This window comes from Sphingobacterium sp. BIGb0116 (assembly GCF_024808035.1).
Lineage (GTDB): Bacteria > Bacteroidota > Bacteroidia > Sphingobacteriales > Sphingobacteriaceae > Sphingobacterium > Sphingobacterium paramultivorum.
Genome location: NZ_JANUDT010000009.1, coordinates 156,119 through 180,614, shown reverse-complemented (window position 1 = coordinate 180,614; position 24,496 = coordinate 156,119). Strand labels below are relative to the sequence as shown.

Annotated in this window: 22 protein-coding genes; 11 read left to right on the top strand and 11 right to left on the bottom strand. The window is 40.4% G+C overall.

Going from position 1 to position 24,496, the window contains the following annotated elements; translation table 11 throughout:
• Positions 1 to 151 precede the first annotated feature (151 nt).
• The 5 genes from M2419_RS20560 to M2419_RS20540 all read left to right on the top strand — a co-directional run bounded on the left by M2419_RS20560 (position 152) and on the right by M2419_RS20540 (position 7,242).
• A complete protein-coding gene (locus M2419_RS20560; protein ID WP_200845673.1) occupies positions 152 to 1,486 on the top strand; it encodes a TolC family protein in 1,335 nt (444 codons plus the stop codon).
• A complete protein-coding gene (locus M2419_RS20555) occupies positions 1,476 to 2,567 on the top strand; it encodes an efflux RND transporter periplasmic adaptor subunit (protein WP_153846820.1) in 1,092 nt (363 codons plus the stop codon). The genes M2419_RS20560 and M2419_RS20555 overlap by 11 nt, the downstream gene beginning before the upstream one ends.
• A gap of 21 nt (positions 2,568 to 2,588) precedes the next feature.
• Positions 2,589 to 5,696 carry an efflux RND transporter permease subunit gene (locus M2419_RS20550; protein ID WP_153846819.1) on the top strand — a complete coding sequence of 1,036 codons (3,108 nt, stop codon included), beginning with the start codon at positions 2,589 to 2,591 and terminating at the stop codon, positions 5,694 to 5,696.
• A 232-nt stretch (positions 5,697 to 5,928) separates the two neighbouring features.
• Positions 5,929 to 6,762 (top strand): sulfite exporter TauE/SafE family protein, encoded by an 834-nt coding sequence (locus M2419_RS20545; protein ID WP_075994080.1) that lies wholly within the window; start codon positions 5,929 to 5,931, stop codon positions 6,760 to 6,762.
• Positions 6,763 to 6,840: 78 nt separating this feature from the next.
• Positions 6,841 to 7,242: a DUF1634 domain-containing protein gene (locus M2419_RS20540; RefSeq protein ID WP_153846818.1), complete on the top strand. Its 402-nt coding sequence runs from the start codon at positions 6,841 to 6,843 to the stop codon at positions 7,240 to 7,242.
• Between the two features lie 7 nt (positions 7,243 to 7,249).
• Here the strand turns inward: M2419_RS20540 and M2419_RS20535 are convergent, their stop codons facing one another.
• Positions 7,250 to 7,789, bottom strand: a complete 540-nt coding sequence (locus tag M2419_RS20535; RefSeq protein WP_153846817.1) for a GNAT family N-acetyltransferase — start codon at positions 7,787 to 7,789, stop codon at positions 7,250 to 7,252.
• Between the two features lie 245 nt (positions 7,790 to 8,034).
• On the opposite strand from M2419_RS20535, the gene M2419_RS20530 reads away from it, so the two are divergent.
• Both M2419_RS20530 and M2419_RS20525 read left to right on the top strand, forming a co-directional pair.
• On the top strand, positions 8,035 to 8,622 hold the full coding sequence (locus tag M2419_RS20530; RefSeq protein WP_145328318.1) for a Crp/Fnr family transcriptional regulator: 588 nt from the start codon (positions 8,035 to 8,037) through the stop codon (positions 8,620 to 8,622).
• A 102-nt stretch (positions 8,623 to 8,724) separates the two neighbouring features.
• Entirely contained in the window at positions 8,725 to 9,318 is a 594-nt protein-coding gene (locus tag M2419_RS20525) for a YceI family protein (RefSeq protein ID WP_153846816.1), read from the top strand.
• Positions 9,319 to 9,380: 62 nt separating this feature from the next.
• Here the strand turns inward: M2419_RS20525 and M2419_RS20520 are convergent, their stop codons facing one another.
• From M2419_RS20520 to M2419_RS20505, 4 genes are all read right to left on the bottom strand, one after another.
• Positions 9,381 to 10,166, bottom strand: a complete 786-nt coding sequence (locus M2419_RS20520; protein WP_153846815.1) for an SDR family oxidoreductase — start codon at positions 10,164 to 10,166, stop codon at positions 9,381 to 9,383.
• Between the two features lie 77 nt (positions 10,167 to 10,243).
• The gene (locus M2419_RS20515) at positions 10,244 to 11,896 is read right to left on the bottom strand and encodes an AarF/ABC1/UbiB kinase family protein (RefSeq protein WP_153846814.1); all 1,653 of its coding nucleotides are present in this window, start codon (positions 11,894 to 11,896) and stop codon (positions 10,244 to 10,246) included.
• Positions 11,897 to 11,990: 94 nt separating this feature from the next.
• Positions 11,991 to 12,632 carry a hypothetical protein gene (locus M2419_RS20510; RefSeq protein ID WP_153846813.1) on the bottom strand — a complete coding sequence of 214 codons (642 nt, stop codon included), beginning with the start codon at positions 12,630 to 12,632 and terminating at the stop codon, positions 11,991 to 11,993.
• Positions 12,622 to 13,125, bottom strand: coding sequence for an RNA polymerase sigma factor (locus tag M2419_RS20505; protein ID WP_075994087.1), 504 nt, complete (start codon positions 13,123 to 13,125; stop codon positions 12,622 to 12,624). The genes M2419_RS20510 and M2419_RS20505 overlap by 11 nt, the downstream gene beginning before the upstream one ends.
• A 117-nt stretch (positions 13,126 to 13,242) precedes the next feature.
• Here M2419_RS20505 and M2419_RS20500 point away from each other — a divergent pair, with 117 nt between their 5' ends.
• A complete protein-coding gene (locus tag M2419_RS20500) occupies positions 13,243 to 13,680 on the top strand; it encodes a thioesterase family protein (protein WP_075994088.1) in 438 nt (145 codons plus the stop codon).
• 158 nt (positions 13,681 to 13,838) lie between these two features.
• Here the strand turns inward: M2419_RS20500 and M2419_RS20495 are convergent, their stop codons facing one another.
• The 3 genes from M2419_RS20495 to M2419_RS20485 form a co-directional block, all read right to left on the bottom strand.
• The gene (locus M2419_RS20495) at positions 13,839 to 14,282 is read right to left on the bottom strand and encodes an Hsp20/alpha crystallin family protein (protein ID WP_075994089.1); all 444 of its coding nucleotides are present in this window, start codon (positions 14,280 to 14,282) and stop codon (positions 13,839 to 13,841) included.
• Positions 14,283 to 14,666: 384 nt separating this feature from the next.
• A complete protein-coding gene (locus tag M2419_RS20490; RefSeq protein WP_153846812.1) occupies positions 14,667 to 15,377 on the bottom strand; it encodes an AAA family ATPase in 711 nt (236 codons plus the stop codon).
• Between the two features lie 78 nt (positions 15,378 to 15,455).
• The gene (locus M2419_RS20485) at positions 15,456 to 15,824 is read right to left on the bottom strand and encodes a dihydroneopterin aldolase (RefSeq protein WP_153846811.1); all 369 of its coding nucleotides are present in this window, start codon (positions 15,822 to 15,824) and stop codon (positions 15,456 to 15,458) included.
• 72 nt (positions 15,825 to 15,896) lie between these two features.
• Here M2419_RS20485 and M2419_RS20480 point away from each other — a divergent pair, with 72 nt between their 5' ends.
• The 3 genes from M2419_RS20480 (at position 15,897) to M2419_RS20470 (ending at position 19,778) form a co-directional block, all read left to right on the top strand.
• A complete protein-coding gene (locus tag M2419_RS20480) occupies positions 15,897 to 16,625 on the top strand; it encodes a DUF1080 domain-containing protein (protein ID WP_153846810.1) in 729 nt (242 codons plus the stop codon).
• Between the two features lie 244 nt (positions 16,626 to 16,869).
• Complete coding sequence (locus M2419_RS20475; protein ID WP_153846809.1) at positions 16,870 to 19,053, top strand: DPP IV N-terminal domain-containing protein; 2,184 nt, start codon at positions 16,870 to 16,872, stop codon at positions 19,051 to 19,053.
• Between the two features lie 119 nt (positions 19,054 to 19,172).
• A complete protein-coding gene (locus M2419_RS20470) occupies positions 19,173 to 19,778 on the top strand; it encodes a CDP-alcohol phosphatidyltransferase family protein (protein WP_200845672.1) in 606 nt (201 codons plus the stop codon).
• On the opposite strand, the gene M2419_RS20465 is transcribed toward M2419_RS20470, so the two are convergent.
• The 3 genes from M2419_RS20465 to asnB form a co-directional block, all read right to left on the bottom strand.
• Complete coding sequence (locus M2419_RS20465) at positions 19,775 to 20,746, bottom strand: polysaccharide deacetylase (RefSeq protein ID WP_227550234.1); 972 nt, start codon at positions 20,744 to 20,746, stop codon at positions 19,775 to 19,777. The two genes, M2419_RS20470 and M2419_RS20465, sit on opposite strands and share 4 nt — an antisense overlap.
• The gene (locus tag M2419_RS20460; protein WP_153846807.1) at positions 20,746 to 22,314 is read right to left on the bottom strand and encodes a M20/M25/M40 family metallo-hydrolase; all 1,569 of its coding nucleotides are present in this window, start codon (positions 22,312 to 22,314) and stop codon (positions 20,746 to 20,748) included. Before M2419_RS20460 ends, M2419_RS20465 begins: the two co-directional genes overlap by 1 nt.
• Before the next feature lie 284 nt (positions 22,315 to 22,598).
• The gene (gene asnB, locus M2419_RS20455; RefSeq protein ID WP_153846806.1) at positions 22,599 to 24,287 is read right to left on the bottom strand and encodes an asparagine synthase B; all 1,689 of its coding nucleotides are present in this window, start codon (positions 24,285 to 24,287) and stop codon (positions 22,599 to 22,601) included.
• Positions 24,288 to 24,496: the final 209 nt, after the last annotated feature.

Sequence of the window (24,496 nt, the reverse complement as noted above, 5' to 3'; positions counted from 1 at the left end):
GCCATTAATAAACAAGTAGATACATTTATTAACCGACACATTAGGCTTCTTATCTACCTGAAAAACATGCTAATTTTAAGCTTTTTTTAAGCATTTATTAAGGGGCTTTTAATATTCGACCAGTTATTTTGTTACACAAGTTTTGATAAACATGACAAAGAAACCTTTAATATTTTTATTGCTTTTCAATAGTATGGCTTTTGCTCAACAAAAACCGCCACAGGCAGATTACACGAGTATTCATGAAAGTACACGTGGGAATAAGCAAAGTGAGATCTCGGGAAAACAGATGACACTGCAGGAATGCGAAGAAGCATTCGTCAGCAAGAACCTTTCCCTCCTGGCGCAACAATATGACATCAGCCAGGCAGAGGCTGACGTCATACAGGCCAAAATATGGGATCTACCACAGTTGCAGCTGTCTGCCAATGCCTACGACCCACAGAACAAAAAAGCATTTCATATTGGTCAATCCAAGGAAGCAAGTGTATCCCAATTGATTTATCTCGGTGGAAAAAAGAAGAATGAAGTGGAATTTGCTAAATCAAATGTTGAACTTGCTAAGTTGCAGTTCAGTCAATTGCTGGCAAGTCTTCGTGCGCAGCTGCGTACAACCTTTTACTCCCTTTACTTTGAGCAACATAAGTTGGCGGATATTAAAATTCAGTTGGATTACCTAAATAATCTGCTTGCAGCGTATAAAGAGCAAGGAAAAAAAGGGAACGTTTCTTTGAAAGATCAGGTTCGTCTTCAAACAATGGCCATCGATCTCAACAACGAAAAAACGACAGCGATCAATAATAGCATCAATCTACAGCAGCAATTACGTGTGCTTATTTCCAGTCAGGAAGATGTATTACCGAAGTTAACGGATCAAGAAGCAGATCAGGAACTTGCCGTAAAGCCAACCATGCCTTTGGACAAAATCTACCAATTGGCCTTGGAAAACAATGCCGATTATCAATTTGCCTTAAAGACCTCGGAAAGCTCACAGTTATTTACAAAATGGCAACAATCCCTAAACACACCTGATATTAACTTTGGCCTTTCCTACAGCCAGAATGGGGGTGTATTCCGCAATGAGGTCAATGTCACAGCCGCCATTCCGATCCCGTTGTGGAAACAAAATAAAGGAAATGTTATCAAAGCGAAATACGCCGAAGAAGAAGCAAAGAAAAATATTGAAGTCCAACGGCAGCTGCTGGAGTCACAGATCCGTTCCAACTATCAGTCCTGGGAAAATCAATATAACCAATATTTTACCATTACACCAGACGACCTTCATAACATCGCTGTGGTCTATGATGGCATATTCAACAATTTTAGAAAAGGGAATATTTCTTTAGTTGAATTCACTGATTTTATGGACAGCTATCGGATATCTATTCTTAAACTATACGATATGAAAAAGGAAATTATTCTCAACGCCGAACAATTAAACTACCTGGCTCAAACTTCTATATTCAATTCAACTCATGTCAACTAAAAAACTTCTTATAGCCACTGTGGCAATAGTGCTACTTTACTCTTGCCAAAATCATAAAGAAACAGATAATGCAGCCATTGTCAAAGGTTTCGAAATTAGTGAGACGATGCTTAAATCGACAAGTTTTGCTACGGTAAAAAAAGAAAATGTGACCGAAGAACTCAACTTCTTTGGAAAGATATCGGCCGATCAAAACAATTACATCGATATTTTCCCGCTCGTTGGAGGGAATGTTATCTCCGTTAATGTTTCTTTGGGTGATTATGTCCATAAAGGTCAGGTATTGGCAACAATCAGAAGTACGGAAGTCGCCGGTATACAAAAGGATCTTTCAGATGCCAAAACCGATGTGTTACTCGCCGAGAAAAACTACCGTGTAGCCGAAGACATGTATAATGGTAAATTAAGTACAGATAAAGACATGCTGGAAGCAAAGGGACAGTTAACCAAAGCCAAAGAGCAACTACGCCGTTCAGAGGCCGTCAGTCAGATCTACAATGTCCGTACAGGTAATATTTATTCGGTCGTATCTCCAATCGATGGTTACATCGTCCAAAAGAACATCAATAAGGACATGCAGTTGCGTAGTGACCGCAGCGATAATATCTTTGATGTGGCCAATACAAAAGATGTATGGGCAATTCTTAACGTCAACGAAACAGATATCGACAAGATTAGTATGGGCATGCCGGCTATTGTGTCTACCCTGAGCTACCCGGACAAAAAATTCCAGGGTAGTATCGATAAAATCTTTAAGATCATCGATCCGCAGACGAATTCAATGCAGGCACGGGTAGTGCTAGACAATAAGGATGGTTTACTTATTCCTGATAGTAAAGCGACCATTAAAGTATTACATCGCTCCAATACGGAAGCGCTCGCAGTTCCTTCTGATGCGGTCATTTTCGATCAAAACAAATATTTCGTATTAATCTATAAATCCCAAAATGATATTAAGATTCGCGAAATACTACCGATCAAACAAAATGAAGGAACAACCTACATGGCTACGGGGCTACAGGAAGGTGAAAAAGTTGTTGTCAACAATAAACTTTTGATCTATAGAGCACTGAATAATTAATCCGTCTTAGCATTTACACGAATGAACAAATTCATTAAAAATATCATTGCCTTTTCCATTAAAAATAAAGCATTTACCTTTATTTGGGTCGGTATTTTGGCTATTGCTGGTTTCATTAGCTTTAAAAGCATGCCCATAGAGGCATTTCCTGATGTGACCAATACACAAATAACCATCATTACCCAATGGAATGGAAGGAGTGCGGAGGAAGTCGAACGTTTTGTAACGACACCAATCGAACTAGGCATGAGTCCGGTCCAAAAGAGAACAAGCATACGGAGCACCACCATGTTTGGCCTCTCCATTGTTAAAATCATTTTTGATGATGGTGTGGACGATACTTTTGCACGCAACCAGGTCAACAACCTCATGCGGTCTGTAAGCCTACCAGACAATGTCGACCCAGAAGTACAGCCCCCTTATGGCCCTACAGGAGAGATATTCCGTTATACATTACATAGCGATCAACGCAATTCACGCGACCTCCTTACTTTGCAGACCTGGGTCATTGACCGCGCTTTGCGTGGTGTCCCAGGTGTAGCAGATATCAACGTTTTTGGTGGACAGGATTTGGTTTACGAAATCAGTACCGACCCGATAAAACTTGATAAATTTAATCTGACTCCTTTGCAGGTATTTGATGCTGTCAGCAAAAGTAACCTGAATGTCGGCGGAGATGTCATCGAAAAAAGTGGCCAGTCTTATGTCGTACGCGGTATTGGTTTGGTCAACTCAATCAATGATATCGAAAACATCACTGTAATCAACCAAAAAGGGAATCCCGTCTTTGTTAAAAATGTAGCCGAAGTAAGAGAAAGCGCGATGCCCCGCGTGGGCCAAGCCGGTTTTGGTAAGAATGATGATGTGGTAGCGGGAACCATCGTAATGCGGAAAGGCGAAAATCCAAGAGAGGTTTTAACTGCTGTAAAAGCGAAAATAGACGAGCTCAACAACAAAATCCTTCCCAAAGATGTCAAAATGCAAACCTTCTATGACCGTGACAATCTCATGGATTTCACGACCCATACCGTTATGCATAACTTGATTGAGGGTATTGTACTCGTCACCTTGATGGTATTGCTCTTTATGGCAGATTGGCGCACTACGGTCATCGTTTCCATTATTATACCCCTCGCATTACTTTTTGCCTTTCTATGTCTTAAACTAGCAGGCATGAGTGCCAACTTGCTTTCTTTGGGCGCAGTAGACTTTGGTATTATCATCGACGGTGCCGTCGTCATGGTTGAAGGGATATTTGTCATGTTGGATCACCAGGCCCATAAGCTGGGCATGGAGAAATTCAACAAAATGGCCAAAGCTGGTTGGATCAAACAGACAGGAACAGGCTTGGGAAAAGCAATCTTTTTCTCCAAGCTAATTATCATCACCTCATTGATCCCCATATTCTCCTTCCAAAAAGTAGAAGGAAAAATGTTTTCGCCACTGGCCTTTACCCTGGGTTTTGCTTTACTGGGAGCATTACTGTTTACCTTGACACTCGTTCCGGCTTTATCGCATATTCTGCTCAATAAAAATGTGAAAGAAAGACACAATCCATTTGTTGAATTCTGGAATAGAATTGTTGCCAAGGGTTTTGGATTCACATTCCGAAACAAGCGTCTGAGTATGATCGTTGCAATTACTTTACTAGCTGCAGTCTTATTTTCTGCAAAATTTTTAGGAACAGAATTTTTACCTACATTAAATGAAGGATCTCTTTGGGTTACTGCCGAGATGCCTATGAGCACTTCTTTACGTGAATCGGTTAAAACAACCAAACTGTTAAAGAGTACTTTGGAAACCTTTCCTGAAGTCACCGGCGTACTGTCGCAAACTGGACGGAGCAACGATGGTACCGACCCCAATGGCTTTGGCTTTGTTCAGTTTGCTGTGGCCCTAAAACCTAAAGAGGAATGGACACGTAAAATCACCATGGATCAGTTGATCGAAGAGATGGACCATAAACTCAAACAATTTCAGGGTATCACCTATAACTATTCACAACCTATTTCGGATAATGTTGCCGAAGCAGTTGCTGGTTTCAAAGCCGAAAACGGCATTAAGATCTTTGGCGATAACCTCGCTACCTTAGACCGCCTGGCGAAAGAAGTTTATGCACAGGTCAAAGGTATTCAAGGCATTAAAGAACCTGGTATTATTCTCAATATTGGTCAGCCCGAAGTGAGTGTGGTATTGGATCGGACCCGTATGGCAGCTTTCAACGTTCTACCGGCAGATGCACAGGCGGTACTCGAAATGGCCTTCGGCGGAAAGACCGCTTCCATTTTGTACGATGGTGAACGCAAATTCAACATTCGCCTACGCTATGCACCCGAATATCGGAAAACAGAAAAAGATATTGCACAGCTGATGGTCCCTTGTGGTGATGGCACATTAATTCCTTTGAAAAGTATCGCGACCATTGAAAAAGATAATGGTGCTGCTTTTATCTATCGCGACAACATCAAACGCTATATTGGCATCAAATTTTCCATCCGCGACCGTGACTTAGGAAGCACCATTGCTGAAGCACAACAAAAAGTAAGTAAAATAAAACTTCCCGAAGGATATTCCATTGGCTGGACTGGACAATTTGAAAATCAACAACGTGCTACCCACCGTTTAGCACAGGTGGTACCAATCAGTTTGATCGTCATCTTCTTCCTATTGTTTATTCTATTCGGGAATATCAAAGATTCGCTGCTCGTATTGGCCAATGTTCCTTTTGCGCTTATCGGTGGAATTATTGCATTACACGTTACGGGTATGAATTTTGGAATTTCGGCTGGAGTAGGTATGATTGCATTATTCGGGATATGTATCCAGAATGGAGTTATCCTGATCTCGGAATTCCATCAGAACAAGAAGGAAGGCCTACCCAATGACCAATCAATTTATAAAGGTGTAAAATCGCGAACAAGACCTGTAGTCATGACAGCTCTAATGGCTTCCATCGGACTATTGCCAGCTGCATTATCGACAGGTATAGGTTCGGAATCACAAAAACCTTTGGCGATCGTCATCATTGGCGGACTAATCTCAGCGACGATATTGACGTTGTTGGTATTTCCAATCATCTATGATATCTTCAACAGAAAAGAAAAGGTACAACAAACAATCGCTGAATAATGTTGTCCATATGTTATATACTATATACTTCGACCATTAAAAGGTCATCGGTACTGCCCCACGCTGGGAAGCGGCAGGGCAGTATCATTTTTTTGATGATACTTTTGATGTAACATTTGTATCTATTCCGGCTTAAAAATTTCAAAAACAATAAAAAGCCCTTAAGTTTACAACAAATTACCTTCCAAAAAGCAGCTGCTGCTTTTTGGATCACACAAACAAACAAATATTTATGACTATTCTCACCTTTACAATCATCCTTCTCCTGGGTGCTTTTGTAGCAGGACTCTTAGGATCCCTGACAGGCTTAGGCGGAGGGGTCGTTGTCATCCCTTTATTGACTCTTCTGTTTCATGTCGACATCCGTTATGCCATTGGAGCCGCCTTGCTGGCTTCCATAGCGACTTCATCCGGTGCAGCAACAGCTTACGTCAAGGAAGGCATCACCAACATCCGGCTCGGGATGTTTCTTGAAATTGCAACCACCATTGGAGCAGTGATCGGCGCTGTTATTGCCATTTACATGCCTACGAATACCATTGCAATCATCTTTGGTGTTGTACTTATCTTCTCTGCGGCAATGACGGTACGTAAAAAAAACGAACACGCACTTTCCGGCGGTTCGGTCCTGGCGGAAAAATTGAAACTGAACAGTACCTATCCCGCTGACGGCAAATTAATTCCTTACAAACTTACCAACATAGCCGGAGGATTCTCTTTGATGGGGATTGCAGGAATACTTTCTGGATTATTGGGCATTGGTTCCGGTTCCCTTAAAGTACTAGCAATGGACAGCATGATGAAAATCCCATTTAAAGTCAGTACCACAACGAGCAACTTTATGATCGGTGTCACCGCAGCGGCTTCTGCAGTGGTCTATTTACAAAGAGGCTATATGGATCCAGGTATTGCTTTTCCAGTTATCCTAGGCGTATTATGCGGCGCCATTACAGGATCCAAGCTCTTAAAACGGATGAATCCGAAGACTTTACGCATTATTTTCGCCGTCGCCATTACATTGGTGGCATTAGAAATGATCTTCAACGGATTCCAGCACAAATTCTAAAAACGGTAGTTTACACGATTTAGAATTTTAGGTTTGTAACATCCTTCCGTTAGACGATGAAGGACATAACTACTCAAAATGAAACAAGTATTTTCGAAACACTATTGGGGAGACAAGGACATCTCACTTTTGGTAGGACAAATTTTACGTATTGGCGTTATATTCGCCTCCTCTATTCTTATCCTTGGCGGTATCTTCTACCTCATTGTTCATGGACAGGACACCGTACCGAATTACAGAGATTTTGTCGGTGAAGGGAATTCCAACACAACAATTACCGGAATTATTACCGGGGCATTCAACCGAAATATTCCACAGGTTATACAGCTAGGTGTACTTCTATTGATTTGTACCCCCATCGTGCGCGTGATCGGCTCGTTATTTGGGTTTGTCATCGAGAAGGACCGGCTTTACATTATTATCACATTGATTGTATTAACAGTCATTATAGGCAGTATACTCAGCGGCATCAAGGGATAATAAGGCTTTATCTCTTGATCCGCCGCCAGGCAGATTTTTCCAGTGCGTATTCAAAATTTTTACGTTCAGGTTCGTTCACATAGCTGACCATCTTTTCAGCCACTTTAATTGCACCCAAGCGCTCAACTGCCGTCTGAGAACGATAATTTTCAGCCCCTACATGCAGGTAAATTCGATCCACAAAATTGAAGGCAAAATCAAACATCATCTCTTTGACCAATGGATTGATTCCTGCACCCCAATATGCACAGGCATAAAACGTATACCCAACAAAAATCGATTTCTCCGCTTCATCAAGCCCATAATACCGCGTACTACCGATGCAGGCACCACTTTCCTTATCGAAGATTAAATAAGCAGACTTACTTGCCAAGGCACCTTCAAAAAATAGGCGAAAAACATCTTCCTTCCAGCGGTCCTTATTGGGATGCTGTTCCCAGATCAGGGGATCTCTGGCAACTTGATATAGCGTATCAAAATCCGCTGGTTCTATGATTCGTAATACGACCTTATCGTTTTCAAGGGTATTGGGTGCAACAAACTTCATGAGACATATTTATAGTTTTAGCAATCAAAATATTTTAAATCCTACAGAAGATACCAATTATTGATGAAACTATTTGAATTACGGCAATATCCAGTCAAATATTACACCAAAATGTTGATTTCATCACTGTTTTGATCAAATTGAATAAAAGCAATAGCCAGCAACTGAATTATTTTAACTTAGGATTGATAGGAATCAAACAGCTTGTTAAATTAGCATTGCAAAATTTCGTATTTTACAGCCAAATGGAACAATTCAAGGAATTTGTAAAACAACGCATTGATGTCACTGAGGAAGAACTGAATGACATCGTTTCACGTTATCAGGTAAGGAAAATAAAGAAAAAAGAATACTTCCTCCGGGCTGGCGAGGTGTGTCACCATGAAGCATACGTGATCAGCGGTTTATTTAAATCTTTCTATGTCACCGCCGATGGGATCGAACACATTCTACAGTTTGCAATTGAAGATTGGTGGATCGGTGATATTGCCAGCTTTAATTATCAGGAGCCAGCACTTCAAAATATCCAGGCTTTGGAAAACGCTGTGGTACTTACACTGTCAAAAAAAAATAAAGACAAACTTTACGAAGATCATCCAATCTTTGAGAAACTCTCCAGGATAATGGCCCAACGTGCACAAATAGCATCGCAGCACCGTATTATCTCGAGCATAGGTTTTACTGCACAAGAGCGGTATCTGGATTTCATCAAAAGGTATCCTAAAATCTACCCGCGGATCTCCAATATGCAATTAGCATCCTATCTTGGCGTCACACAAGAGTTTCTAAGCCGTCTAAAAAGACAAATATTAAAGCCGAATCGAAATTCTTGACCTACATCAATTTTTTCATTGTTAGTTTATCCCACCTTTGCAGAAGCTTGTTCAAACAAACATTTTGAACTTTTGAAGGTTAGATAAATAAAAAGAAAACACATGAATAAATTTTTCCAAATTTTGGCTGTAGCAGTATTAATGGTTAATGTTGCTGTAGCACAAGTAAAATGGTCTGCAGACCCTGCGCATACAAATGCAAGATTCGATGTAAAACACCTTGGAATAAGCTTTGTTGACGGTGAATTCACAAAGGTAGAAGGTACAGTTGAAACTGCAACAGGAACAGGCTTTAACAATGCTAAAGTTAATTTTTCTATCGACGTCAACAGCATCGATACACGTATCGCTGCCCGTGACAATCATTTGAAGACCGATGATTTCTTTGCTGCGGAAAAATTCCCTAAAATGACATTAAAGTCTATCAGTTTTACAAATGCGAAAGTAAAAGGAAAATATATTATGATAGCAGATTTGACTATTCGTGATGTAACGAAAAAAGTAACTTTCGAGGTGACTCAAAATGGTGGAATCATTACTGATCCATGGGGAAAAACACGTGCTGGCTTTACTGCTAAAACAAAAATTAACCGTCAGGATTTCGGCATGAAATACAATGATAAATTACCTTCTGGTGTAGAAGCGGTTGCTTCTGATGTGGACATCATTGTCAATACCGAATTGGTATTGAACTAATTGAAAATAATAAATCACACAAACTTAGTGGCTATCCTATTTGATATAGGATAGCCACTTTTTTATAAGCCTTTTAACATACCGCCATCCAGGGGAATATTGGTCCCAGTCAGATAACCTGCATATTCGGAGCAAAGGAAAGCGACGAGATAACCGTATTCTTCAGGCTTACCCAGGCGCTGTGCAGGAACCTGTTTTAACCGTAATTGCAGCGCTTCCTCATAGGAAATCCCCAGACGTTGTGCATCTAGCTTGGTTAGCGACTGGATACGATCCGTATCAAACAGACCTGTTAAGATGCTGTTGACAGTCACGCCATCTTTAGCGACATCCACTGCCAACGATTTACTCCAGCTAATCAATGCTGTACGGATCGTATTGGACAACACTAAATTAGATACCGGTTCTTTCACTGTTGAAGAAGACACATTAATAATACGTCCGTATCGGTTTGCCAACATATAAGGCAGCGCACATGAGGTTGTGTAACAGTGATTTTGAAATAAGAGTTCAAAAGCATGTTGGTAATCCGCCAGATTTTTTTGGTCTATGGTTCCAGCTTGTGGGCCATTCGAATTATTGATCAAAATATCAACCTTATTCGACTCAAAATAATGTGTTATTTGCTTTTTGTACGCTTCGTGATCATTGTAGTCCACCAGGATATACTGATGCACCTGCCCTTTGGAAGTATCAAGACTTTCACAGGTACGCTGTAGCTTTTCCTCATGTCGGGAAGCTAAAGTTACAGATACGCCGCAAGAGGCAAGCACCTGGGCAATAGCTGCACCTATACCAGCAGAACTCGCTCCGATCAACGCCTTTTTCCCATTTAGATTGATTTCCATATCTTTTTGTTTTCTATTTTATAGTGTGTATGTATGCATAGCCAGTCATCGTCGCTGAAAATATGTTCTAGATCCGACTAATCGTTGTCCTTTGCCCGGATCATGGCGACAAATAAATATATAGCAAAGACCCATGCGGAGCCAAGGCATATCCAGGCAAAAATGGGAATTCCCCACCACTGCGGTTCTACCCTTGCAACGATAATCATTCCGCCCAGTAAATTGAGTGACATAAACATAATTCCGATGACAATACGATTGACCCCCTTGCGTAAAATGGCATTAAAAGATCGTGCACTGATCAGACGATGGTTGAGTGTAAAATTTCCCGTCCGAAACAAACGTACAAGAGCACGCATATCTTCAGGGAGTTTTTCGACATCACGGGCAAAAGATTCAACTTTATGTTTTCCTTTTTTGAATATCGCCTCTGGAGAGAGTCGCTCCATCATAATCCTTCGTGCAAAAGGCTTGATACTCTCCATAATATTAAGATCGGGATATAACTGGCGTCCAATACCTTCCATCAACGAAATGCCCCGCATCAACTGATAGATATATTCCGGAAAATACAAGCGGTTGTCGCCAATGATGTTCCACAATTTATTGAACAATAAATCTAAGCTAAGATCCCCGAGAGACACATTATCAATCATATCGAAAATCTCATATAGGGATCTTTCAAACCGGTTACGGTCCGGAATATGGCTCACCACCGCAACGTCTTCAATCACATCGGCTAAACGGACAGCATCTTCGGAAATAGCCGATTGAATAAACTCCTCAAGCTGCCTACGGTCTATTCCCAATAATTTACCCATATTTCCAAAATCCAAAAAAGCAATCCGTCCATCTGGCATCACCATCATATTGCCGGGATGGGGGTCGCCATGAAAGAAACCATGGATAATCACTTGCTCAAGGTATAAATTGATCCCATTTTTGACCAGCGTTTGGACATCCATTCCCCGACGTTTAATTTCAACGGCATCAGTTACCTTGAAACCATCAAGATATTCCATGCAAAGAACACGGTCCGATGAGAGTTCAGGATAAACACGGGGTACCTTGATCAGTTTATTTCCTTTAAAGTTCTTCGTGAAGCGTTCGATGTTATGCCGCTCAATCACCAGGGACATCTCTTCCTGCATTGTCGTAGCGAAAGATTCAACAATTAGCAGAAGATTAAGGTTTTCCAGTACATCATTGTACATGGTTAGGATTTTGGCAATATCACGCATGAGTGCTAGATCACAGCGCATAACCTCATCGATACCGGGACGTCGGACTTTTAAAACCACTTGGGTCCCATCTTTTAAGGTTGCGCGATATACCTGTGCAATAGAAGCCGCAGCAAAAGGTTCCGCAGCAATCTCCTGGAAATACGCCTCAATATCCAGCTCCAGTTCTTCCTTCAGATACGATTTAATATCCACTTCAAAGGGCGGAACATTGTCCTCTAGACGCTTCAGTTCCTCTACGAGCTCTTTGGGCAACAATCCTTCCCGCGTCGAAGCAGATTGTCCAAGCTTGATAAAAGCCGGACCGAGCTCCTCAAGCGCCATGCGAATACGGGTATAAACACTGATCTCATCGACATCAATAGGATGTTCTACGGCTGATCTGGGTCCTTTCCACGGCAATCGAGCGATCGCATCTTTAAAACCATATTTGGCCAATATACTTAAGATCTGGGAACTGCGCTGTAACTTCTTTGTCGGATTATACATAATGGACAATGATTTTCGATAACAATATACGAAATATCCATGCGCTATAAACACGAACACCTGTAAAACAAAGTAGATATTTCATATGGTCGCCTTATTCCGTTTCCATTTGATCCAATTTCTCCTTGATCTCTGCGATATACCTACTGTAGTAGCAACGAATCATAATTTCTGTCAGACCAACAACAAGGACGATAGACACAATTGCCGAAAGAATCATCCACACAATAAAGTTCGGTTCCTGTTGGAAAGTTTCCTTGAAATGGTACAACCGATCAAACCACACCGTTGTTTTATTCTGTGCTATCATAATAAGATATAGAAACAAAGCTTGTGGAATCATCACATAGGCCGCAATACGATAAGTCTCTACGGCATACTTCAAATCGTAATACAACTTGAGCAAGTGTTCTTTAGAAGCCAACAACTCGATCTTTTTCGTGCTCTTTACCAAATAAAAGAACCTCCGGTAATATAAAAGACTTGATAATGATATCTGTACGATAAAAAAGTAATAGGCAAATGCCGCATAACCTTCAATCTTATACATTGGCAAGATAGGCACCAAAAACAAAAAGCCCATACAAACGACCCAGGAGATAAACTCGCGTTTGATATTCTTGCGCAACTTGCCCATGATATTGCCAACTTCCTTATAGTATTTGAGATTTGGATTCTGTAAATCCTCATCTGTAGGCTGTTCCTGCCAAGATTTCTTTAACTCATCAAAATTCATACTTGTATTTTTTAATGATTTGTTGAATTCGCTCCTTCGTGCGGTTTAATTTTACGCGGGCATTGACTTCCGATATACCCAGATTCTCTGCAATCTCGCGATGACTCTGACCTTCCAAAAACAAAAATATTAGGGCTTTTTCAATTGCGTTGAGCTCTTGAACGGCCTGGTAAAAGACTTTCAGTTGCTCATCTTTATCGGTATCGTAAGCTTCTTCTGCAAAATCATGCCGCTCCTCTAACGCATCATAAATCTGATGCTTCTTTTCTTTTTTTAAGAATACCATTGCGGTATTGAGGGCAACACGGTACATCCACGTTGAAAATTTACTCTGTTGCTTAAATGTCGCATAGGATTTCCACAGCTGATAGACGATCTCCTGATACAGATCTTGCCGCCCCTCGTGATCATCCATATACATACGGCTCACCTTAACGAGAATACCTTTATTCTCGTCAATCAGTCGAAGAAATTCTATTTCCGATGGGTTCACCTAGCGATTTTTCTTTAAATATATTTAGGTAATAAGTATAGCAAACAAACAAAGTGTTACAGCTTTATTTAAAAATATGTAAATTGTTATTAAAATAGAGACTAATCGCTGAAGATTATGGAGAATATATTTTATCAAGGTCAAATTATATGGGCGCAGATCGATGCAAATAGACATATGCGGCATTCTGCTTACGCAGACATATGTGCTCAGGCCCGTAGTAATATGTTGAACAAAATGGGCTTTTCACTGGATAAATTTGCCGAATTTCATATCGGTCCTATTTTGTTCAGGGAAGAACTCATCTATTTTAAAGAAGTACATTTGGATGAATATGTACAGGTAAAAGTAGAACTGACCAAATACAACAAAACAAATAGTCGTTTTTCATTTATACATCAGGTTTTTCGTAATGACGGAGTTTTGTGCTGTACCGTTAACGTTGATGGAGCTTGGCTGGACCTTCAAAAGCGGAAATTAACGAAATTACCAGAAGAGATGGAGCCCTATCTCGCCAGAATTCCCCGATCTGAAAACTATACCGAAACTGAGTAGTCTTTTCATCATGTCAAGACCATCCTTAAAAAAGAAAAATCCCTCGGAACACAAACGGAACTCCGAGGGATTAAAACATAAACTAAACCTAAAAACTATTGTCTTTTATTCACCTTTTGGTCATTTCTAAAATGAACTATTTCTTGTGTACTACTGAATTATTTAACTTCAATCAAACGTTTTGCAATGATTGCATCTTCTTTCTTGCCAACAGTCAAAATTAATATCCCACCTTCATAGGCAGCCTCGATATTGCTGTAATCTACGGTCTCTGGCAAGGTAAATGATCTTGAGAACGAAGAGTAATTGAATTCTTTTTTGCTGTATAATTTTTCTTCACTAACACTTTCCTCTTTTTTCTCAGCTGAAATCGTAATTAGATTTTTATCCACATTGATCTTAAAATCAGATTTATCCAATCCGGGCGCTGCCATTTCAACTTTAAATGATTTTTCGGATTCTGATATATTGACCGCCGGCACACGGGATACCAAACGATCGGAGATGAAGTTATCATTGAATAAATTGTCAAATACAGTGTTTACAAATGGATTTACTGCATCAGTGTTTAAACTTTTTGTAGGGAATTTAATTAATGCCATTTTTTGTCCTCCTAATTTTTTGTTTTATTGTTAAGCTTTTTTGTTCTAACTATTTGAAGAGAATTATTCAATTTGCGTACCAGCAGTTTTTAAAAGACAAAATGTCATTTTAAAATAAAAACAAATGCCATTTTGACTTATTCACAAACTATTTTTAGTTGCTTAGCGATCAATCTGTCATCGACAGGATCCAGTCTTATCATAAATTGCACCCATATACACAATAACGTATAGGAGACAAAACAGTTTATCAGAAGGTGTTATTTTTTTATTAGGCGTCTGAAGCGGAGCGTTCAACTAACAGACTAACATAGAAGAGAAAAAACAGTTTATCAGAAATTGTTATTTTTATTAAGCGTCTGAAGCGGAGCGTTCAAAAAATCATTAAGGTTGATTTTGTTCCAAAGCAGCGATCAATAAGAATTTGACAGCATCGTAAATATAGTCCTTGGCCTCCGCATAGGAGATCCCATAGCGTCGAGGTACGACATCAGCATAATGCGGAAATGGCATAAATAATTTATCATAATATGCATCCAACTGCACCATTGTCGGCAACTCAAAAGCCAAACGAAGCTGAAACCGCCGGATAATGGCTGTATCCAATATTTCGGGATGGTTGGTTGCTGCAATCAATACCGCTTCAGCAGGAAAATAATCGATCAGCTGTATAATGGTGTTCACGAGACGACGCATTTCACCCACATCCTTTTCTTCACTAATCCGCGCCTTTCCTATCTGATCGAATTCATCTAAAAACAGAACTGCTTTTTCACGCCCAGCTTTATCAAAGACCTGTTTAATGTGCTGCGAGGTTTCACCAATACGAGAAGAAATGAGGTTGCTCAGATTCAACACATAAATTGGTTTTTCGAGCGCTGTGGCCAAGGCTTTCGCCGTTGTTGTTTTTCCGCAACCAGAATAACCGTGCAGTAAAATCTTATTGCTAACCGGCAGACCATATTGTGAAAGCTCTTTAATATAACGATGCTCTTTAATCAGCTGATGGAGCTTCTGACGGCTCTCCTCTTCCAAGAAGACATCTTCTAAAGCTATCCTTTCCTTATCGGCAATTACAAGATCGTAAATATTCATAATGTTAATTTAAGACTATCAGATAACAGTTGGCAAAACTAAATCTTTCAGCCAGCATATCGCTGATCCAGTTTCAATTTAATCCTTGAAATATTTAAGGCTAACTTGGGAGCAGGAAAGATCTCCACCAAAGGGAGGGTTCGATTTACGTATCACCACTTCGATCGTCAGGGCATGGGATACTCTTTCCCGAATCTGATCTAATATTTCTGAAGCCGCAGATTCGAGCAATTTTCGTTTAGGCTGCATGACGCTAGCGGTAATCTGATAGAGTTCTTCGTAATTGAGCGTATTTTTTAAGTTCTCTGTCTCCGTATTCAAAAAGGGAAAACATACATCAATAGAAACAAAAAACTCATTGCCAAGCACCTGTTCTTCTTCATAGTAACCTATTGGTGCATAGAATCGGGCCTCTTTCAGCGATACTGTTTGTAAAATGGTTGCCATGTACAAACCTAAGGAAATTGTTCCATACAGATGGAATTATTTGTATATTTAGCCATACCAAAAACCCAACAGATGAACTTTTTTTTATCATCAGCACTAGTAACAACACTCTTATTTGGTGCCACAGCACTGCAGGCCCAAACCAATATGAAAGCCAGTGACACGGAATATTATAGTCCTGTCCCCCCCACATTAACGATCGATCATGGTATCCCAAGCGATGCAATTGTTCTTTTTGATGGGAAGGATCTCAGCAAGTGGAAAAGTGAAAAAGGGAAAGCCAATTGGACTGTAGCCAACAACGTGCTCGAAGTAAAACCGGGAGCTGGAGCCATTGAGACTAACGAACACTTTAGCGATTTTCAACTGCATGTTGAATGGAAAAGCCCCGAAGTGATCAAGGGTGAAGGCCAAGGGCGAGGCAATAGTGGAATTTTCCTACAGGGGCATTATGAAATTCAGGTATTGGACAACAATAACAATCCAACCTATGTCAATGGTGGAGCGGGTAGTCTTTATAAACAACGGCCGCCTTTGGCGCAGGTAATTGCACCGGACAAATGGCATGTATATGATATTATTTATAAGGCTCCTCAATTCAGTAAAGATGGAATATTGACTTCTAAAGGAACAGTAACGGTCTTACATAATGGAGTCGTTGTGCAAAACAACACCCAAATCGACGGTACCACAGAATATATAGGACTACCTAAGCAGATAAGCCATGGCCCAGGCCCAATTATACTGCAGGATCATGGTGATTTGGTCCAGTTCAGAAACATCTGGCTACGTAAACTATAGGTTTGCAGCAAACAATTTTAGTTAGAAAAGCAACAATTCTGTATTAGGTTTTATAGGGCTATTTCCCTAATTTAGCCCTATAAAATTAAAAACAAACGGAATGTAATGAGCTACTTGTGCCATTAATTTCTTACCGCAATAGGCTTAGAAGCCTTATGTAAGTGGATTAATGAAGCGCAAATAACCACTGGAATGGGCTCACTTATGCCGTTGAGTATAAACATTCACACAATATTACAGTTTAATGAAAAGAATTGCGCTATTCTTCTTGTTGGCAAGCTCCATCAGCAGCTATGCACAACGTAACCTCAATTTAGAAGAAACAGTATTTGGCCCCCGAACTTATGCCCCAACATCGATAGCCGGAGCATCGTGGATACCAAAATCAAACAACCTCTCCTATCTCGATAAATCGTATCAGAACCTATTATCCAAAAGCGCTTCCAGCAACTGGAGCGAAACAAATCTCGCGTCTAAAACAGACCTCGAAAAAGCACTAAAAACGGCTATCCCGAACGAAACATTTAATTTGCGCGTATTTCCTTACGACTACAAATGGCGCGACGGAAATGCACTATTACTGCAGGTTGAAGGAAAAGATAAAACCTATACGGTAGCTTACAACATTAAATCAAAAAATATTGAAAGTTTTATCGGGAATGACAATAAGGGAGCTAATCGCGAGATAAGTTCTGATTTTTCAAAAATCGCTTACTTAGTAGACAACAACATCGCAATTATTGACAAAAACGGCAAAATTACTGCTGTAACCAACGATACAGACAAAGGGATTGTCAATGGAAGCGATTATACACACCGTCAAGAATTTGGCATCAAGAAAGGAATGTGGTGGAACAATCTGAATGATAAATTGCTGTACTACCACAAAAACGAGACGATGGTTGCCAATTATCCGTTACCGCAATGGAGTTCCAAAATTGCGGATATCAAATGGATAAAATACCCCATGACAGGCCAAAAATCAGAAGAAGTTTCTTTGATCGTTTACAATACCACCACGGGGCAAAAGGTAACCCTTCAAACCGGCGAGCATTCAGAGCAATATTTAACCATGGTTACCTGGGATCCTTCTGGTAAATACATCTACGTCGGAGTACTTAACCGTGGGCAAAATGATCTTAAAGTCAACAAATACAACGCCGAAAACGGTTCCTTCGTCAAAACCCTGTTCGAAGAAACTGCGACAACCTGGGTTGAGCCAGAAAACCCATTGACATTTTTGCCAAACAAACCGGATCAATTCCTTTATCAATCCGATAAAGATGGTTATAATCAACTTTACCTCTATAACACGGAAGGTAATTTGATCAAAAAGTTAGGCTATAAAGACATTGTGATGGAGGCACTCCTTGACTTTTCGGCTGATGGCAACAAAGTAAGTTACACCGGAGTCACCAACAATGGTTTAGATCGCCAATTATTTGAAGTCGATCTAAAATCAGGAAAAACGGTTCAATTAACGAATGAATCGGGCATGCACCATGCGGCGCTAAGTAGCGATGGCAAGTACATCTACGATCAATATAGTAATTTAAAAACACCAAATAAAGTTCAGATCAAAGAAGTGAAATCTGCTAAAGAAACAACCTTAGTCAATGCAGAAAACCCTTTTGCCGGAAAAATAAATGATCCTAAAATTGAATTTATACAATTGACATCCGCAGATGGAAAATACCCATTGACAGGACGTATCATTTATCCCAACGATTTTGATCCTGCAAAAAAATACCCCGTCATGTACTATTTATACGGCGGATCACATTCGCAGCTGGTTTCCAACAAATGGCTAGGAGGCGCTGGTTATTTTGATATGTATATGGCCCAACAAGGATATATCGTGTTCACCATGGACAATCGCGGCACAAATTACAGAGGCCGGGATTTCTATACTGCTACGCATCGCAACCTCGGTCAAAACGAAATGGCCGACCAGATGAAAGGAATTGAGTTCCTTAAATCAAAATCTTTTGTTGACCAACAGCGCATGGGTATTTTCGGGTGGAGCTTCGGTGGTTTTATGACAACTTCCTTCATGTTACATCATAACGATATTTTCAAGGCTGCTGTAGCAGGAGGCCCGGTAATCGACTGGAAGTTTTATGAGGTTATGTACGGCGAACGCTACATGGACACTCCACAAGAAAATCCCGAAGGTTACAAATTGACATCTCTGCTCAATAAAGCCGATCAACTGAAAGGAAGACTATTGATTATTCATGGTGCACAAGATCCTGTCGTTGTACAACAAAACAGCATGGAGTTTTTAGAAGCATGTATTAAAGCCGGAAAGCAAGTAGATTATTTTCTATACCCGACTCATGAACACAATGTAATGGGGAAAGACCGTATTCATATGTACGAAAAAATTGCAGACTACTTCAATCAACACCTCAAAAACCCCTCCTAAAACTTAGGGAAGCAAGAAAAACCAAAAAGGCATCTTTCAATATGAAAGGTGCCTTTTTGGTTTTGTAATGTACAATACGTATCTTTAATAGCAACGTTTTAACCGATTATCCGCAGGCTTTGAAAAAGAATATTCCTTTTACACTGATTATACTGCGCCTTGTCTTAGGCCTGCTGCTGTTGCTCTTTTACTGGCTCAAAGTGGATCATTTTAAATGGTATGCAATTTCATTTCTTATAATCGGATTATTAAGCGACATATTCGACGGCATTATTGCCCGTAAGCTAGCTGTTTCTACCACGCTGTTACGTCGATGGGACTCCAGTGTTGATCTCCTGTTTTTTGCCTGTGTTTCACTGGTAAGTTACCTGAGCTGTCCCCAATTTTTTAAGGATAATGCTACATTGATTTTGATCCTGGTAGGATCAGAGATATTAACCTACATCATTAGCTTTGCAAAATTTAAAAAGGAAATTGCAACACACTCCATTGGAGCGAAGATCTGGACGCTGTTTTTATTCGCTCTTTTAGTTGAATTACTGCTACATTGCCAATCGACAATCTTATTTCAGTTAACGGTCTGGCTAGGCCTTCTTACGCGCCTGGAAATTATTGCTATTATCCTGACGCTCAAAAACTGGTCTAACGACATCCCAAGTATCTACCACGCTATCCAGCTACGCAAAGGAAAGGCGATCCTCAAAAACAAGTTGTTCAATAGTTAATGCGGCTCCTCATCCAAGCCTTCAGATAAACTATACAATGTCCAATGTTTTGTTTTTATTGACTGAGATTCTGTCCGAAGCAATTGGATAAAATCCTGCACACCGAGTTCTTCATTCCCATTACCATGAATCAGAACAATACTTCCGTTCTTGGCTTGCTGCCCTTTAGCCAACCATGCATCCGAGCCAACTGCAATAAGACCATAAGACAACAGCCGTTCAATAATATTTCGATCTGAAACTAGGCCCGGACAACGAAAAAAAACGGAAGGCATAAGGCCATTTTTTAGCATCAATTTTTCATTCTCCAATACCTCATAATTTAGATTCGTATTTTTAGAAAGCAGAAAATTGGACGTTAAAGGGTTATTGTTAAAAACATGGTCGTACGTATGATTGATCCAGGTAATCTTTACACCCTTTGTATCCAATGACTTTAGCCATTCCAGATCTGCAGCATGATTTAGCATCCATTTGCCCGAAACAGAAACAGCCAGTGGCAGGGTGCTATCAATTCCCTTAAACGCAACGAGAAGATCCTCAAAAATAGCTTTGTCCAAAGGTTTGTGTGAAGGACATAGATCGATCGTCAAATTAATACCAGCCTCTTTGGGAAGTCTAAAATTCAGCCCCGCATCCTGTAAGTTATTTTCAGTTTTTCTGACCAAGGAAAAACAACTTTCATATACCGAACCACTTAGACTTCTCGTAACCTGAGCCGCATCTTTGTACAGAACGCTTACTGATCGATCTCCTACTACACGCGTTTGCAATGTAGTAGGATCTACCGTTAAATAATATTTTACAGCATTTGTCGTGAAACTACGGATCCCCACCAAGGAATTATTATTTTCACGAAGGATCAACCACTCGGTTCTGTAGTTTTCCAAATTAGCAAATGAAGCCTGTCCATAAGAGAATAGGGCGCATACCAAAAATAGACAAACAAAAATGAGCTGTTTCATCATCAGTTACCACTTGTTCTTTTTGACTGTAGATTTGTTGGCCATACCGTCTGCTTGCCATCTTTATCGATTGGCAATATGATCTTTTCCCGGGAGACCAAAGTCGGTTCTTCACAGGCTAGGTAAGTTAAAATCGCAACGATAATGGCGTTTTGTTTCACCTCATCAAACACAATCTTATCGTAGGTATCGCGATTGGTATGCCAGGTCACTTTACCATAATCCCATGAAGTGGAAGAGAGCCCAAAGGCTGGAATTCCTTTTTGAACGAAAGAAGAGTGATCACTCCCTCCCGTCCCCGGCATGCCCGGAAAACTGGTTTGGATTTCATTGCGGAACTCTTCAGGCAAATATTGCACCCAGCGGCTAATGTATTCGTAGGATTTTTCAAAACCACTCCCCCCGATACGAACAATTCGCCCCGTCCCGTTATCCTGATTCCATACCACCTGTATATTTTTAGCGATCTCGGGATGGTCCTCGACAAATGCAGAAGAACCGTTCAGCCCCTGTTCCTCACTACCCCAGTTACCGACCAAAATCGTTCTTTTATTTTCGGGATAAACCTTTCTTAAAATACGGACTGCCTCCATCATTGTAATCACCCCTGTAGCATTGTCTGTAGCACCCGAAGCTCCGTCCCAAGAATCTAGATGTGCCGAAAGCACAACATATTCGTCCGGTTTTTCTTTTCCTTTGATCTCCGCAATACTATTATAGGTTTTTGATGTCCCACGCTCTTTTGAATTTCCCTGTAGCGATACCCGAGGTTTGACCCCATGTTCTGTCATGCGGTATAACAGACCATAATCTTCTAATCCGACATTAAATACCGGAATCTGTTTGGACTTCGCATCAAAAATCCGCGTGATACCTGGCAGCTCCGTCCAGTAGGAATCAATAACACCAACGGCTCCAGCATTCTCCAGGGCCAATGGCAATGTCCGACGGGTGCTTCCCGTGTAGGACATGCTGCCCTCCCATTTTTTCAACTGATCACTTTTTAGGGTTTGATATTTTTCATAACCTTTCGGGGAAGCAGACTCCTTCCAGTTGGCGTCAGATCTTCCCGACAGTGGATTCATCCCAATCAATACGATCTTGCCTTTAATTGTTTTAAGCCAGGACTGAAAATCAGATTGGGAGCTAAATAAGGGCATAGCGACCACTTCTGCCTCGATCCCTTTCTCCTTCGTCATAGGGCTAAAAGCCAACTGTGTACCTTCTAAAGACTTTATTCTCGGATAGGTCATCGTCACTTGAGAAGTCCCCCGTTCCCAGGAACGCCATTCACCATAAGGCTCATTACGAGCCTGTGCTCCAAGCGCATTATAATTTTTGACAACCCAATCGTGCGCCTGCTGCATTTGTGGACTCCCGACAAGACGGGGGCCAATCATATCGATAAGCTCAAACGCATACTTCTCCAATTGTGAATTTGCATTTGCCTCCTGCACAATTGACGAAACCATCGCGTCTTTATTTTGAGCAAAAATAGTTGGAGCGCTCAACAATAGAAGTGCCAGCGCCAAAGATTTCATTCCACGGTGTTTCATTGAATCTATCTTCATCTGTATATCATTATTTATAATTAATTGTTAACCAGCGAACACGGCTATCGGGGAGTATACTTAATTGTACATTCACTTTCCTATTTTGTTCACCTATAGCTAATTCAGAAACCCAAAGTTTCCTGTGATTGGTTTTTCCGAAAATTACTAAAGAATATTTAAAAAAACACATTCATTTTTAATCAATTAAATAATATGCCCTTATTTAGTTAAAAAGAGAACATAAAAAAGCCTGAAAAGAATCTTTCCAGGCTTTACTAAATATAGATATGAGGGTTGATTAGTTACACTGCTTCCACTTTGGATTTTTCATAGCTCTCTTGGTGAACTGAGGCCACAGCTCTTCCAGATGGATCATTCAGATTCTGGAAAGAAGCATCCCAAGCCAAGGCCTCTGGTGTACTGCATGCGACAGATTTTACCGAAGGAACAGTTTGTGCCGCCGCTGTTGAAGGAAAATGGGACTCGAAAATTGTCCGATATAAAAACTCTTCCTTATTTTTCGGTGTGTTTATCGGGAAGCGCGTTGAAGCCTCTGCAAATTCCTGATCAGAAACTTTATTTTCAGCCTGCTCTTTCAAGGTATCGATCCAGCTATAGCCTACACCATCAGAAAATTGCTCTTTCTGGCGCCATGCGATGCTCTCCGGCAAGTAGTCTTCAAATGCCTTACGTACAACCCATTTCTCCATTCTTCCTTCGCGAATCATTTTATCGGAAGGATTGATACGCATGGCAATATCCATAAATTCTTTATCTAGGAAAGGTACACGTCCTTCTACTCCCCAGGCCGCAAGTGACTTATTTGCCCGCAGACAATCGTATAGATAAAGCTTTTTCAGCTTGCGTACAGTTTCCTCATGAAATTCCTGCGCATTAGGTGCTTTATGAAAATAAAGATACCCGCCAAAAAGCTCGTCTGAACCTTCACCCGACAACACCATTTTGATGCCCATTGATTTGATTACACGAGCTAATAAGTACATTGGTGTAGAAGCACGTACCGTTGTGACGTCATAAGTTTCCAGGTGATAGATCACATCACGAATAGCATCCAATCCTTCTTGGATTGTAAAGTTGATCTCGTGGTGTATCGTTCCGATATGATCTGCAGCTTTTTGTGCTGCAATTAGATCCGGTGCACCCTTCAGTCCCACCGCAAATGAATGCAATTGAGGATACCAAGCATCTTCTTTATCGTCACTTTCAATACGTTTGGATGCAAACTTCTTCGTTACCGCGGCAATAACGGATGAATCCAATCCACCAGACAGCAGTACACCGTAAGGTACATCTGACATCAATTGACGATGTACCGCATCTTCCAAAGCTTTGCGCAAAACAGCAATATCGGTCTCGTTGTCTTTTACGACATCGTAACTTTCCCAATCACGTTGGTACCAGCGCTGCGGAGCTTTCCCAGCTTTGCTATACAAGTAATGTCCTGGAGGAAATTGTTCAATCGTCGTACAGAAACCTTCCAGTGATTTTAATTCAGATGCAACAAACAACTGTCCCTGTTCATCTTCACCATAATATAAGGGGATAATGCCCATATGGTCACGTGCGACAAAAAAGGAATCATCACGCGAATCATATAGTGCAAATCCAAAAATACCATTTAATTCATCCACAAATGAGGGACCTTTTGCTAAATATAAAGCCAAAACAACTTCAGAGTCACTTTGTGTAGAAAACTCATAATCAGGAAGGCTATTTCTTAATTCATGGTGGTTATAGATCTCGCCATTAACTGCTAGTACAACTTTACCATCCGGACTGTACAAAGGTTGACTTCCCGATTTGGGATCAACGATAGCTAATCTCTCGTGTGCCAACAAGGCTTTCTCTCCAGTGAATATACCCGACCAATCGGGACCACGGTGACGAATACGTTTTGACATTTCTAATACTTGAGATCTCAATGAGCTTGCAGGTTGCTTTAATTCAAAAGCGCCAATAATTCCACACATATTATGAAAATTTTAAATATTTCGTTTTTACATTATGTTATTGACACAAAGTAAAACAATTAAAAATTAAATTCATAATTTTTTTTAATTTTTATTATGTTTTTATTAAAAATAACTTTCAAAACAAGCGAAATTATCAACGAAACACTTATTTATTTACAATAATCACACAATAGATTAACAATTGATCTGCGGATTTATCGTTAAAT